Annotated in this window: 14 protein-coding genes; 8 read left to right on the top strand and 6 right to left on the bottom strand. The window is 65.0% G+C overall.

The genetic code is table 11. From position 1 onward, the window contains the following. Window positions 1–18 precede the first annotated feature (18 nt). The 6 genes from FO488_RS01250 to FO488_RS01225 all read left to right on the top strand — a co-directional run bounded on the left by FO488_RS01250 (window position 19) and on the right by FO488_RS01225 (window position 5,709). On the top strand, window positions 19–1,023 hold the full coding sequence (locus FO488_RS01250) for a hypothetical protein (RefSeq protein WP_149208866.1): 1,005 nt from the start codon (window positions 19–21) through the stop codon (window positions 1,021–1,023). Continuing rightward, window positions 1,020–2,513, top strand: a complete 1,494-nt coding sequence (locus FO488_RS01245) for a Ni/Fe hydrogenase subunit alpha (protein ID WP_149208865.1) — start codon at window positions 1,020–1,022, stop codon at window positions 2,511–2,513. The genes FO488_RS01250 and FO488_RS01245 overlap by 4 nt, the downstream gene beginning before the upstream one ends. After that, window positions 2,513–2,989 (top strand): hydrogenase maturation protease, encoded by a 477-nt coding sequence (locus FO488_RS01240; RefSeq protein WP_149208864.1) that lies wholly within the window; start codon window positions 2,513–2,515, stop codon window positions 2,987–2,989. The genes FO488_RS01245 and FO488_RS01240 overlap by 1 nt, the downstream gene beginning before the upstream one ends. Beyond that, the gene (locus FO488_RS01235; RefSeq protein WP_149208863.1) at window positions 2,986–4,923 is read left to right on the top strand and encodes a CoB--CoM heterodisulfide reductase iron-sulfur subunit A family protein; all 1,938 of its coding nucleotides are present in this window, start codon (window positions 2,986–2,988) and stop codon (window positions 4,921–4,923) included. The genes FO488_RS01240 and FO488_RS01235 overlap by 4 nt, the downstream gene beginning before the upstream one ends. Then, window positions 4,920–5,390: a hydrogenase iron-sulfur subunit gene (locus tag FO488_RS01230; protein ID WP_149208862.1), complete on the top strand. Its 471-nt coding sequence runs from the start codon at window positions 4,920–4,922 to the stop codon at window positions 5,388–5,390. The genes FO488_RS01235 and FO488_RS01230 overlap by 4 nt, the downstream gene beginning before the upstream one ends. 94 nt (window positions 5,391–5,484) lie before the next feature. Next, a complete protein-coding gene (locus tag FO488_RS01225) occupies window positions 5,485–5,709 on the top strand; it encodes a sulfurtransferase TusA family protein (protein WP_149208861.1) in 225 nt (74 codons plus the stop codon). A 152-nt stretch (window positions 5,710–5,861) separates the two neighbouring features. Here the strand turns inward: FO488_RS01225 and FO488_RS01220 are convergent, their stop codons facing one another. Genes FO488_RS01220 through FO488_RS01205 form a run of 4 tightly spaced genes read right to left on the bottom strand, consistent with a single transcriptional unit; the run spans window position 5,862 to window position 9,283 of the window. Continuing rightward, entirely contained in the window at window positions 5,862–6,314 is a 453-nt protein-coding gene (locus tag FO488_RS01220) for a cupin domain-containing protein (protein WP_149208860.1), read from the bottom strand. Window positions 6,315–6,360: 46 nt separating this feature from the next. Then, window positions 6,361–8,079 carry a SulP family inorganic anion transporter gene (locus FO488_RS01215; protein ID WP_149208859.1) on the bottom strand — a complete coding sequence of 573 codons (1,719 nt, stop codon included), beginning with the start codon at window positions 8,077–8,079 and terminating at the stop codon, window positions 6,361–6,363. Between the two features lie 53 nt (window positions 8,080–8,132). Continuing rightward, a complete protein-coding gene (locus FO488_RS01210) occupies window positions 8,133–8,570 on the bottom strand; it encodes a DMT family transporter (protein ID WP_149208858.1) in 438 nt (145 codons plus the stop codon). Between the two features lie 20 nt (window positions 8,571–8,590). Beyond that, the gene (locus tag FO488_RS01205; protein ID WP_149208857.1) at window positions 8,591–9,283 is read right to left on the bottom strand and encodes a TetR/AcrR family transcriptional regulator; all 693 of its coding nucleotides are present in this window, start codon (window positions 9,281–9,283) and stop codon (window positions 8,591–8,593) included. A gap of 146 nt (window positions 9,284–9,429) precedes the next feature. On the opposite strand from FO488_RS01205, the gene FO488_RS01200 reads away from it, so the two are divergent. Further along, window positions 9,430–9,912 carry a DUF2062 domain-containing protein gene (locus FO488_RS01200; protein WP_149208856.1) on the top strand — a complete coding sequence of 161 codons (483 nt, stop codon included), beginning with the start codon at window positions 9,430–9,432 and terminating at the stop codon, window positions 9,910–9,912. Between the two features lie 60 nt (window positions 9,913–9,972). On the opposite strand, the gene FO488_RS01195 is transcribed toward FO488_RS01200, so the two are convergent. Further along, window positions 9,973–10,974, bottom strand: a complete 1,002-nt coding sequence (locus FO488_RS01195) for an inorganic phosphate transporter (RefSeq protein WP_149208855.1) — start codon at window positions 10,972–10,974, stop codon at window positions 9,973–9,975. Beyond that, window positions 10,967–11,587 carry a DUF47 domain-containing protein gene (locus FO488_RS01190; RefSeq protein ID WP_149208854.1) on the bottom strand — a complete coding sequence of 207 codons (621 nt, stop codon included), beginning with the start codon at window positions 11,585–11,587 and terminating at the stop codon, window positions 10,967–10,969. Before FO488_RS01190 ends, FO488_RS01195 begins: the two co-directional genes overlap by 8 nt. 221 nt (window positions 11,588–11,808) lie before the next feature. On the opposite strand from FO488_RS01190, the gene uppP reads away from it, so the two are divergent. Beyond that, window positions 11,809–12,621 (top strand): undecaprenyl-diphosphatase UppP, encoded by an 813-nt coding sequence (gene uppP, locus FO488_RS01185; RefSeq protein WP_149208853.1) that lies wholly within the window; start codon window positions 11,809–11,811, stop codon window positions 12,619–12,621. The last annotated feature ends 27 nt before the right edge of the window (window positions 12,622–12,648 follow it).

The raw sequence follows: 12,648 nt of genomic DNA, 5'->3' as shown, positions 1-12,648 counted from the left end.
CCACACAAAGGAGGCGCCATGCCGACCCTCAAACCAAAACTCGCCATGTACTGGGCCGCATCCTGCGGCGGCTGCGAGATCGCCCTGGCAAACATCAACGAGGCGCTCCTCGAGGTCGATGCCTATTTCGACTTCATGTTCTGCCCCTGCCTTCTGGACACCAAGCGGGCAGACATCGAGGCGCTGCCCGACGGGGCGATCTTCCTGACGCTGTTCAATGGCGCCCTGCGGACCGAGGAAAACCTGGAAATGGCCGAACTGCTGCGCCGCAAATCCCAACTGTTCGTCGCCTTCGGAGCCTGCGCCGCCAGCGGCGGCATTCCGGCCCTGGCCAACCAGCACGGCATCGGCCATGTGCTCGAAACCGTTTTCCGTTCCTCGGCAAGCGTCGATAACGCCGCGGGCCCGATCCCGGGAGGGAGTTCACCCGTACCGGGCGGCGAACTGGAACTGCCGGCGTTTCTCCAACGGGTGCTGGCCGTGCACGAAGCCGTGACGGTGGACTACACCATGCCGGGCTGCCCCCCCGAACCGGAACAGATCGTCGCCGTCATCCGCCACGTGGCCTCGGGTAATCCGCTGCCGGAGAACGGCACGCTGCTCGGCTGCACGGCACGGGCCGTCTGCGACCAATGCGGCCGCGAGAAGCGCGGCTCCCTGGCCGCCCGCCTGGCACGCCCCTTTGAGGCGGTTCCCGAGGCGGGCTGGTGCCTGGCCGAACAGGGTTTCCCCTGCATCGGCACCGCCACCCATGGCGGCTGCGGCGCCCTCTGCCCTGCCGTCGCCATGCCCTGCACCGGTTGCTACGGTGCCCTCGACCGGAACGCCGACCCCGGTGCCGCCGCCCTGTCGGCCCTTGCCGCGGTGGTCGATCCCGGAGAATCCGGCGGCAAGGCGGAGGCCGACATCCACGCCCGCCTGCGCAGCGCCCTGGCCGGCGTCGCCGATCCGCTCGGCACCTTTTACCGCTACAACCTGGCAGCGACCGTGGTTGCCGACCGTAGCCCGGAGGTTGAACCATGAACCAACGCATCACCATCGACCCCATCACCCGCCTGGAAGGGCACGGCAGGATCGAGATCTTCCTGGACGACGCCGGCGAGGTGGTTTCCGCCTATTTCCAGGTTCCCGAGCTGCGCGGCTTCGAGTCGTTCTGCGTCGGCCGCCAGGCCGAGGAGATGCCCAATATCACCAACCGCATCTGCGGGGTCTGTCCCGAAGCCCATCACATTGCCGCGGCCAAGGCCCTGGACGAACTGTTCGGAGCCCCCTGCCTCCCCGCGGCGGCCCGGATCAGGGAACTGATTTACAGCGCGTTTTTCGTCACCGATCACACCACCCATTTCTACTGCCTCGGCGGCCCCGATTTCATCGTGGGACCCGACGCCCCCAAGGAAGAGCGCAATATCCTCGGCGTGATCCGCAAGGTCGGCCTGGATGCGGGCAAGGCGGTCATCGCCTGCCGGGCGCGCAACCACGAACTGATCAAGAAGCTGGGCGGCCGGGGCGTTCATCTCTGCGGCGCCCTCCCCGGCGGCTGGAGCATGGCGGTCACCCCTGAGATCGCCCGGGAAGCCCGGGAGATCGCCCGGCAGAACATCGAATTCGCCCAGTTTTCCCTGGAAACCTTCCATCGGATCGTCCTGGGCAACGAGGCCTACCGCGACCTGGTGCTGGGCGACCTCTACGCCCACCAGACCTATTCCATGGGCACCGTGGACGCGCATAACGCCCCGAACTTCTACGACGGCACCATCCGGGTCGTGGACCCGGCGGGCAACGAGTTTGTCCGCTACCGTCCCCAGGAGTACCTGGACCATGTCGCGGAGCATGTGGAACCCTGGAGCTACGTCAAGTTCCCCTACCTGAAGAACATCGGCTGGAAAGGGTTCGTGGACGGCCCCGAGAGCGGCGTCTACCAGGCGACCCCCCTGGCGCGGCTCAACGTGGCCGACCGGATGGCGACCCCCCGCGCCCAGGCCGAGTTCGAACGGTTCTTCGACGCCTTCGGCTGCCGCGGCAACGGCCCGGGCGGCCGCAATCGCCCGGTTCACCATCGGCTCGCCACCCACTGGGCGCGCCTGATCGAGCTGCTCTCTGCGGCGGAACGGATGCAGGAACTGGCCGACCACCCGGAGCTGTGCGACCCGGAGGTGCGGCAGGCCGTATCCTGCCGCGCCGGCGTCGGCATCGGTTCCGTGGAGGCCCCCCGGGGGACCCTGACGCACCATTTCACCTGCGACGAACGCGGCATCCTCACCAGCGTCAACCTGCTGGTCGGGACGACCAACAACAACGCACCCATCGGCATGTCCATCGCCAAGGCTGCCAAAGGGCTGATCCATAAGGGCGTGGTCAGCGACGGCATCCTCAACCGGGTCGAGATGGCGTTCCGCCTGTACGATCCCTGCTGTTCCTGCGCGACCCACGCCATCGGCACCGCGCCCCTGGAAGTCACGGTCCGCCGCTCCGGCGACGGGACCATTCTCGACCGGATCAGCCGGGGCCTTTGATGGTGGTCATCGGCCTGGGATCGCCGTTTCTCACGGATGACAGCGTCGGCCCCCGGATCGTCCGCGAACTTGCCGGCGAGGGGTATCCCGGCGTCCGTTTCGTGGAGGCACATGCCGGCGGCCTGCTGCTCCTGGAGGAGTTGTCCGGCACCCGGAACGCCATCATCATCGATGCGCTGCTCGACGAGAGCCTCCCCCCGGGCCAGGTGGTCGTAAGCGGTATCCAGGGGGCATCCCACAACGCGGCATGCAGCCACGACTGCGGCCTTCCCGAGGCGCTCGACATCGGCCGCGCCATGGGGATGCCGCTTCCCGACAACTCGGACATCAGCCTGGTGGCCGTGGTCGCCAGGGATGTGACCACATTCAGCGAAGATCTTACTCCCGAGGTTGAAGCAGCCGTGCCGCGTGCCTGCACCGCCGTCCGTTCCATCCTCGCCCGGAAAAATGCGGGCTCACCCGCGGAGGCGCCATGAACAAGCAACCCAGAACCGCCGTCATCCTCTGTACCTGTAGCGGCATCATCAGCGAGAAGATCGATTGGGACGCGGTGCAGGCCCAATTGGCCGAGCACCCGGACAAGCCGGTCGTCACGACCGACGAGTTGGCCTGCGGTGCCGAAAACCTGGAAAAGCTGGCCGCCTGGCTGAAGGAACACCAGCCGGAGCGGGTCGTGGTGGCGGCCTGTTCGCCGCGGGAGCACGAGCGGACCTTTCGCGGCCTCCTGGCCTCGGCCGGCATCAACCCCTACTACCTCCAGATGATCAACGTCCGCGAGCAGGTGGCCTGGGTTACCGCCGACCCCGGCGAGGCGACGCGCAAGGCCGCGCGTCTCATCGGCGCGGCCCTGAAGCGGGTCCGGCACCACCAGCCGCTTGTGGAACGCCACGTCCCGGTGCGGACCGACGTGGCAGTCATCGGCGCCGGCCCGGCCGGCATCCAGGCCGCCCTGACCCTGGCCCGGGCCGGCCGCAGGGTGACGCTGATCGAAAAGGAACCGTTCTTCGGCGGCATGCCGGTACGCTTCGAAGAGCTGTTCCCCAACCTGGAATGCGGCCCCTGTCTGCTTGAGCCGGGCATGGGCGAATTGCTCCACGGCCCGGAAAGCGAACATATCGAACTCCTCACCCTGACGGAGGTGACCGAGGTCAAGGGGAGCTTCGGCAATTGGCAGCTCTCCCTGCGTCAGCAGCCCCGGTACGTGAATCCCGAACTCTGCATCGGCTGCATGGTCTGCGCCGCCGTCTGCCCGGAACGCCGGGAAAACCCCTGGAACTGCGGCGGCGAACTGGCCGCCGTGGATGGCCCGTTTGTCGGCGCGCTCCCCAACCTGCCCCATGTGGACGCCGCCCGCTGCCTGAAATTAAACGGTCAGGAGTGCGGTGCCTGTCTGGCCGAATGCCCGGTGGAGGGCGCCCTTGACTTCGGCGACACAATCCGGGATAGTGTGGTGGAAGCCGGCGCCATCATCGTGGCCACCGGGGCGGAGGAATTGCCGGTCGCCCCGCCCGCTTTCGCGGGTAAGGACAACGTCTTCTCCGCCTACTCCTTCGAGCGGCTGCTGGCCATGACCGGCCCCTCCGGCGGCGAACTGGTCAAAGGGGACGGTGCCGCCCCCGCCTCCCTCGCCATCGTGCAGTGCGCGGGTTCGTTCGATGATGCCGTCACCTACTGTTCCGGCACCTGCTGCCAGGCGGCCCTGAAATATGCCCATATCGCCGCCGCGAAACAGGAGGGGCTGACCGTCACCCGTCTCGTCAGGGAGCAAGTGGTTGCCGGGGTCAACGCCGCCCGGCTCTTCAGTCATGACCACAGCCAGGTGGTCCGCTACGGCGGGCTCGGGGACCTGACCGTGGCCGAAACGGACCGCGGCCGCGTTATCGTCTGCGGGTCGAACGGCGCCGAGGTTCCCGCCGACATGATCGTGCTCTGCGGACCCACGGTTCCCGGCCAGGGGACCACGCAAACGGCCCGCCTCCTGGAACTCGGGGTGGACGACGCCGGTTTCATCGCCCCCATCCATGCCCTCTCCGGCTCCTTTCTCAGCCCGCTCAAGGGGGTCTATCTGGCCGGCACCTGCCGCGGGCCGGGGGACATCCGCGAGGCCTTTGCCTCGGGTACCGCGGCGGCCGGCGTTGCGCTCTCGGAACTGGTGGAGGGGCGCGACCTGACGGTCGATCCCCAGGTGGCCGTCGTGGCTGCGGAACAGTGCGCCGGCTGCAAAAGCTGCATCAGGGTCTGCCCCTACAAGGCCATATCCTGGGATGATGCCACCAAGACGGCCGATATTTCCGATATTCTCTGCCGGGGCTGCGGGACCTGCGTGGCGGTTTGTCCGGCGGGCGCCATAACGGCCCAGGGCTTTTCCCGCGCCATGCTCCGCGCCGAGATCGAGGGGGTGTTATCATGAGCTGCCGCACCATGCCGAACGTTGCACCGCACCCCGCCGCGGAGATGGTGGCCGCCTCCGCCCCGGGCGAGGTCAGGATCGTGGCCTTCCTCTGCAACTGGTGCTCCTATGCCGGGGCGGACAAGACCGGCATGAACCAGCTGCCGGTCCCTGCCGAAGTGTCGGTCGTGCGCGTCATGTGCTCCGGCCGGGTCGAACCGACCCTGATCCTGGAGACGTTCCAGAAAGGGGCCGACGGGGTGATGGTGCTGGCCTGCCACCCGGGCGACTGCCACTACAAGGAAGGCAACCTGCGGGCCTTCTGCCGCGCCGAACTGCTGGAACGGATGATGCCCCAACTCGGCGTCGATCCGGCGCGTTTCTATTTCGATTACGTTTCCGCGGCAGAAGCGGAGAAGTTTTCCCAGGTGACGAACGACTTCGTCGCTGCCGTTCGCGGGTTGGCCGGCACGGATTCAGGACGGTAAGGAAAGGGAGTCCACCATGAGCGGCTTCGCAGACGCATCCACACATCCCGTTTGAATGGGGTTTGGTACAACATCACACAGAGGGAGGTTCACAATGGCTACACAAGTTCTTGACTGCCTGGGCATGAAATGCCCGCAGCCGACCCTGAAGGTCAGCATCCTGGCGACGAAGATGAAACCGGGCGATATCCTGGAGGTCGTCGCGGACTGCTCCACGTTCGAAAACGACGTCCGTGAATGGTGCAACCGTTCGAAGAAGACCCTTCTCTGGGTCAAAGATGAGGGCGCCGGCAAAAAGCGGGTACAGATAAAGTTCTGATCCGCCCCGGTTCCGTTCCCCACGTACAAGGCCGGCCCTCAATGGAGGGCCGGCCTTGTGCGCGTCAGGGCGCGCGCCTGAACCGGGAGCGACAGCGGGCCTCCCGGCAGGCAGGTGCGGGTTGTGTTTATGGTCCCGGACGGTATCCCCGGCTATTCAAGACCCCGCTTCGGCCGCTCCACCTTCACCACATTGGGGCGGTCCTGCTCGCCGGCATAGAAAACCACCAGCCGGGCCGGGCCGTTGCCGACGGTCCGGCCGTTGTGGGCAAGGTTCTGCACCTCCACGATGGCGTCCCCCTGCTTGAAGACATAGCTCCTGCCATCGGCCATCTCCACATCCAGGGAACCGGACAGCACGTAGGCGTAGACCGGCGCGTTGTGCAGGTGCCAGCCGGTCTCGCCGCCGGGTTGGAGCTCCACGACCATCGCCGTGACCTCCGGCCGGTCGGTGGCCAGGTAGGAGATCTTCTGGCCGTTGCTGGCCGTGGCGGTACTCAGCAATTTGCGGGACGTAACGCCGGCATAGTCATCGGCCCGGCAGGTGCCGGCAACCACTGCCCCCCACAACGCAATCAGGGTGATCGTCACGAATCGAGTCTTCATACTCTCGCTCCTTTCTTGACGGCCGTTCTCGGCCGCTGGTCACTCACTATACCGGGGCTTCCGCCAACCCGGCGGCCGCCTCCTCGCCGATGCCGCCGAACTGCCCGTGGATATCCTCCGCCCGGTGGAGGGCCGACCGGATGTTGGGCAGGATATTGCGCGCCCCCAGCAGATGGGGCAGGTTCGAGGTGTAGATCAGCTTCTTGGGCTGGCCCCGCGTGCCGCACAGGATCAGCGCCCTGCCCGACTCGTGGAGCTTCTGGTGGAACTGCTCGATGGCGTACAAGCCGGTGGCGTCGATGGCGGTCATGTAGCGCAGCCGCAGGATGACGATCGGTTGCAGGCGCTCCACCGAATGGGACATGCGGGCCAGTTTTTCCGCCGCGCCGAACAAAAGCGGCCCCTGCACGTGGAACATGCTGATGTAGTGGGGGATGCTGTGATCCTGCACGATGTGGGCCTTGGCCTTTTCGATGGCCTCGGCCGTCAGGGGCGCCACCACGGTGGTGCTCGAGACCTGGTAGATGTAGAGAAGCGCCGCCAGGGTCATGCCCACTTCCACGGCAATGGTCAGGTCGGCCACCACGGTGAGGAGGAAGGTGATCAGCCAGACGGCGATCTCTTTCCGGTTGAGGCGGAGGATCATGGGTATCTCGCGCCACTCTCCCATGTTGTAGGCCACGACGAACAGCACCGCCGCCAGGGTGGACAGCGGGATGAAGCGGGCCAGCGGCGCGGCGAACATGACGATGCAGAGCAGGGTCAGGGCGTGGACGATGCCGGAAAGGGGCGAGCGCGCCCCGGAGCGGATGTTGGTGGCGGTGCGGGCGATGGCGCCGGTGACCGGGATGCCGCCGAACAGCGGCACCGTCAGGTTGGCGACCCCCTGGGCCACCAGCTCCACGTTGGAGTTGTGGCGGTCGCCGCTCATGGAATCGGCCACCACCGCCGAGAGCAGGCTCTCGATGGCCGCCAGGAGCGCCACGGTAAGCGCCGAGGGGAGCAACGGGATAATCAGTTCCCGGTGGAACTCGGGGATCTGCAGGTGGGGCAGGCCGGTGGGGATGCCGCCGAATTTGCTGCCGATGGTCGCCACGGGGAGGTCCAGGAGGGCGACGCAGGCCGTGGCTCCCACCAGGGCGACGATCGAGCCCGGTATGCGACGGGTAAAACGCGGCACGACCAGGATGACGGCCAGGGAGGCCACGGCCAGCACGATGGCGGCCAAGTCCGCCCGGCCCAGGTTCTGGGCGATGAAGCCCATCCGCTCCAAGAATTCGCTGGGCACCGCGGCGTCCACCCGCAGCCCGAGGAAATCCTTGAACTGGGTGGAGGCGATGAGGATGGCGATACCGTTGGTGAAACCGATGACAACCGGCCGGGGGATGAATTTGACCGCATTCCCCAGGCCGGTCAGCCCCAGGAAGATCAGGATCATGCCGGCCATCATGGTGACCATCAGCAGGCCCGAAAGGCCATGCCGGGCGATGATGGCGGCAATAACCACCACGAACGCCCCGGTCGGGCCGCCGATCTGGGTCCGCGAGCCGCCCAGGGCCGAAATCAGGAAGCCGGCGATGATCGCCGTATAGATGCCTGCCTGGGGCGTGACGCCGGAGGAGATGCCGAAGGCCATGGCCAACGGCAGCGCCACCAGGCCGACCGTGATGCCGCTGGTCGTGTCGGCCGCAAGATCGCCCTTCGTATATCCCTTGAGCGCCAGGATGGACTTGGGCAGCCATTTCGTCAGTATGCTCTGCTTCATGATGTCGTTCCTACCATTCCTTTCCCGGTTCAGATTATGGAAACGCCAAGGCCTTAGCGCCTGATGACCAATGCGGCCCCGGCCGCCAAAAGGGCGACGCCGAGACAGCGCAGGGGGGTAAGCGGCAGGTGGCGCAACCCGAACAGCCCGAAGTGGTCCAAAAGCGCCCCGGTGGCCAATTGCCCGGTGATGATCGCGGCCATGACCGCCGCCGTGCCCAGGCGTGGCACGGTGATGATGGTCAGGGTGACGAAAAAGGCGCCCAGGAGGCCGCCGGTCAGCTCCCACCACGCGGCGGTGGTGACGCCCCGCCACGTCCCGCGACCGGTGAGCATGACCACCGCCAGCAGGGCCAGCGTTCCCACGGCAAACGAGATCATGGAACTCTCGTAGCTGCCGACCTTCTGGGCCAGCCGGGCATTGATGGATGGCTGTACCGCAACCGCCACGCCGCCGCACACCATCAGAACGACAAGAAAAAGATTACCCACCGTTTGTCACCTCGCCTTCGTTATGCCGCGCCGGGCCCCCAGGTCCCCGCCCCTGAAACTGCGCGGCCGCCATCCCGCGGTTCATCGCCCGGCCTGGCGTCCGCGTGCCCCATGGCAGCGAAGCCCTGCACGACCAGCCGAATGAGCCGCCCGAGCCCGGCCCGGTCAAGGCGCGGCCGCCGCTGGCAAAGCTGTTCTTCCAGCGCCACATTGAGGGTGCCGATGAGTACCCAGCTCATGTCCTCCACATTGCCCGGGCGCAGTTCACCCTTGTGGATGCCGGCGGCAACCAGTTCCTTCACCAGATCGTGCAGCTTGCGGTGAAACACCTCAAAATCGAAAAAAGGCGCCCCCTGCGGAGGGCCATAATAGATGACATGCATCAGTCGCGCAACGTTGAGATGCTCGCTGAAGAGGGTGAATATGCGGTCGCACAGGTCCAGCACCTGCTGGGCAGCACTTCCTTCCGGATGGGAAAAGGTCGCCAGAATGGCCCCGAAGCGGCAAAAGGGTTCCTCCAGCAGGGCGCGGTACATCCCTTCCTTGCTCTTGAAATGGTAATAGAGCACCGGCTTGGTCACCCCGGCTGCGGCGCATATCTCGCGTACCGACGTGGCGCTGTAGCCGCGCTGGGTGAAGAGGTCGAGCGCGGCCCGCAGCAACCGCCCGCGGGTCTCCGGCTGCGGAGAGGTTATGTCATGCTGTTGTGCCATGGCACTGCGCCTTTACGGTTATCTACCTATCGGTAAGTAGGATAATATGAAAAAAATGTGTACGTCAACTATTTTGGCCCCACAAGGCCGGAAAAGTTGACAAGAGCGACATGGAGGCTTTAGAGTTACATGCGCTTGGAGTAATAATGTTCAATAAGGAAAAACTCATACAACGCTTCAAGGCCATCCTCTCCCTGGACGGCCATCCCGGCCACATTGCGGCCGGTTTTGCCGTCGGCGTCTTCATCAGCTTCACCCCCTTCTTCGGCCTCCACACCCCCCTGGCCATCGCCCTTGCCTTCATCTTCCGCCTCAACAAGCTCAGTTGCATCAGCGGCGCCTGGGTCAACACGCCGCTTACCGTGGTGCCCGCCCTGGCGGTCAGCTACAAGCTCGGCAGGTTCCTGCGGGGCAAGCCGGTGAACGAGTTGGCGCTCAAGGGGCTGGAATGGCAGTATATCAAGCCCTACGCCAAATCCCTGCTGCTGGGTTGCTCGATCATCGGGTTCATTTCGGCTGTGGCGGCCTATTTTCTCTGCTATTGGCTGGTGGTCGTCTTCCGACGCCGGGATGCATCGATGACCGAGATAACGAGGGAGATGGAAGAGGTGGGGGAAGATCTGGAATAGGGTGAGCAGGCGGGCAGATGGCCCGCCTTTTTTGTGTGCATGCGGCGCGGAAAGCGGCCTCTACCTGCCGAGCAGCGGGCTCAGCACCTGATAGGTCAGATAGGCCACCAGCCCTGAAGCCGGGATGGTCAGCACCCAGGCCAGCACGATGCGCTGGGCCACCTTCCAGTTGACCGCCGTGAGCCGTTTGGAAAGCCCGACCCCCAGGATAGTGGACGTGATGACATGGGTCGTGCTGGTGGGCATGCCCAGGGCCGATGCCCCCAGGATAACGCCGGCCGAGGCGGTTTCCACGCAGAAGCCGTGCACCGGCTGGAGCTTGACGAAATCCCGGCCGACGGTCTTGATGATGCGCCACCCTCCGACGGCCGTTCCACAGGCCATGGCGGTGGCGCAGGCCACCATCACCTCCCAGGGGACCTCGAAGGTTTTCAGGAAACCGTAGCTGACCAGCGCCATGGTGATGACCCCCATGGACTTCTGGGCATCGGCCGTCCCATGGGAAAAGGCCATGAAGGCCGCCGAGAGGACCTGCAAGCGGCGGAAATGCTTGTTGAGCCCGCTGGGGGCGCTGTTGTGGAACAGGCGGTAGAGGATCAGCATGAAGATAAAGCCGACGATGGTCCCCAAGACGGGAGAAATCAGCAGGGCGAGGACGATCTTTTCCAGCCCGGACCACTTGAGGGCACCGAGACCGGCATGGGCGTACACCGAGCCCATGAGGCCGCCGATGATGGCGTGGGAGGACGAGGAGGGAAGCCCGTAGTACCAGGTGATCAGGTTCCAGATGATCGCACCGGCGATGCCGGCCAGGACCACCATCTGGGTGATGTTGGAGCTGTCCACGATCCCCTTGCCGATGGTGGAGGCCACCTTGGTGGAGATCATGGCGCCGGCGAAGTTGAGGAGCGCGGCCATGCAGATGGCGGCCTTGACCGAGAGCGCCCGGGTCGAAACGCAGGTGGCGATGGCGTTGGCCGTATCGTGGAAGCCGTTGATGTAGTCGAACAGCAGCGCCGCCAGGATGACCAGGCAGAGCATCACCAGAACCGGGTCAAGCATTTTTCACCACCACGCTCTCCAGGATGTTGGCTGCGTCCTCGCACTTGTCGGTGGCCTTTTCCAGCGTTTCGAAGATCTCCTTCCATTTGATCAACTGGATCGGGTCCTTCTCCTCGTCGAACAGACGGCTGATGGCCTCGCGGGATACCCGGTCGGCCTCGTTCTCCAGGGCGTTGATCTCCACGCACGCCTCGAAGATGTGCTCGTTGGACTGCTTGCCCAGCATGGCAACCGCCTTGTCCACGGCATGGCAGGACTGGAGGATGATGAAGCCCAGGGACTTGGCCTCGTGGGGGATGGTCTCCACGTTGTACATGATGATCCGCTGGGCCGAGGCGTCGATCAGGTCGAGGATGTCGTCCAGGGCGCTGGAGAGGGCGTAGATGTCCTCCCGGTCGAAGGGGGTGACGAAGGTTTTGTTCAGCTTCTGGATGATCTCGTGGGTCAGCGAGTCGCCGTTGTGTTCGATATCCTTGATGCTGCGCTGGCTGGCGGCGGGGTTCTCGAAATTGTCGAGCATATCCTTGAGGGCCTTGGCCCCCACGATGGTATTTTCCGTCATCTGTTTGAAAAGCTGGAAGAACTTCTCTTCCTTGGGGATCAATCCGAACATTCCGCCTCCCGTCCTTGTAGAGCCGCTACGTTTAATATAAAAACCTATCATATATACCATGTTTTTGTTCCGCTTCCCACAGAAATGTCACGGATGCGTCACGGTATTGCCGTGGGGCGGTTTAGGCGGTTGCCTTTGGGGCGGTCTTGCAGTATTCTGCCCGTTTCAAGGGGAGCGGGGCAGCCTGCCATAGCCGTTCCCCTGCCAGAAAGGAATCGTTCATGAACATGTTGCACGCCGTCGTCCTCGGCGCTCTCCAGGGATTTTGCGAAGTACTCCCCATCAGCAGTTCCGCCCACCTGATCCTGGTGCCCTGGTTTCTGAAATGGCCCGAATCGGGCCTGACCTTCGACGTGGCCCTGCATCTTGGCACACTGATCGCCCTGGCGGTCTATTTCCGCCGGGATATCGTCCAACTGGTGGTGGCCGCCCTTGACGCCGTGGCGACACGCTCCCTGGACACGCCGGCCAAACGGCTGCCGTTTCTGATCCTGGCGGCCACGGTGCCTGCCGCCGTGGTCGGCAAGCTTTTCGAACAGACCATGGAGGAGGTCTTCCGCGAGAGCCCCCTGCTGATCGCCGCCTTCCTGATCGTCTTCGGCGTCATCCTGGGCCTGGCCGACCGCTGGGGGCGCAAACGCTACGGCCTGAGCGACGTCAAAACGGGCAACGCCCTGACCATCGGCCTGTTCCAGTGCCTGGCGCTGATCCCGGGCGTCTCCCGTTCGGGCATCACCATCACCGCCGGCCTGATGCTGGGCTTCACCCGCGAGAGCGCGGCCCGCTTCTCCTTCCTGCTCTCGCTCCCCATCGTGGCCGGAGCGGCCCTGCTCAAAACCCTGCACGTGGCCAGGCACGGCATCCCGGCCGGCGAAGGCCTTCCCATGCTGGTGGGCATTGCGGTCTCGGCGATCACCGGTTACATCAGCGTGGCCTTCCTGTTGCGCATGGTCCAGAAACGGAGTATCGCGCCGTTCGTCTGGTACCGCCTGCTGGTCGGCGCCGCGGTGATCGCCCTCGTCATGGCAGGATAATCCCTTCCCGGAAGGGAGCGTGGCACA

The organism is Geobacter sp. FeAm09 (assembly GCF_008330225.1).
Taxonomy (GTDB): domain Bacteria; phylum Desulfobacterota; class Desulfuromonadia; order Geobacterales; family Pseudopelobacteraceae; genus Oryzomonas.
The sequence above is the reverse complement of the archived record's forward strand: the minus strand, read 5'-3'. Positions and strand labels throughout refer to the sequence as shown.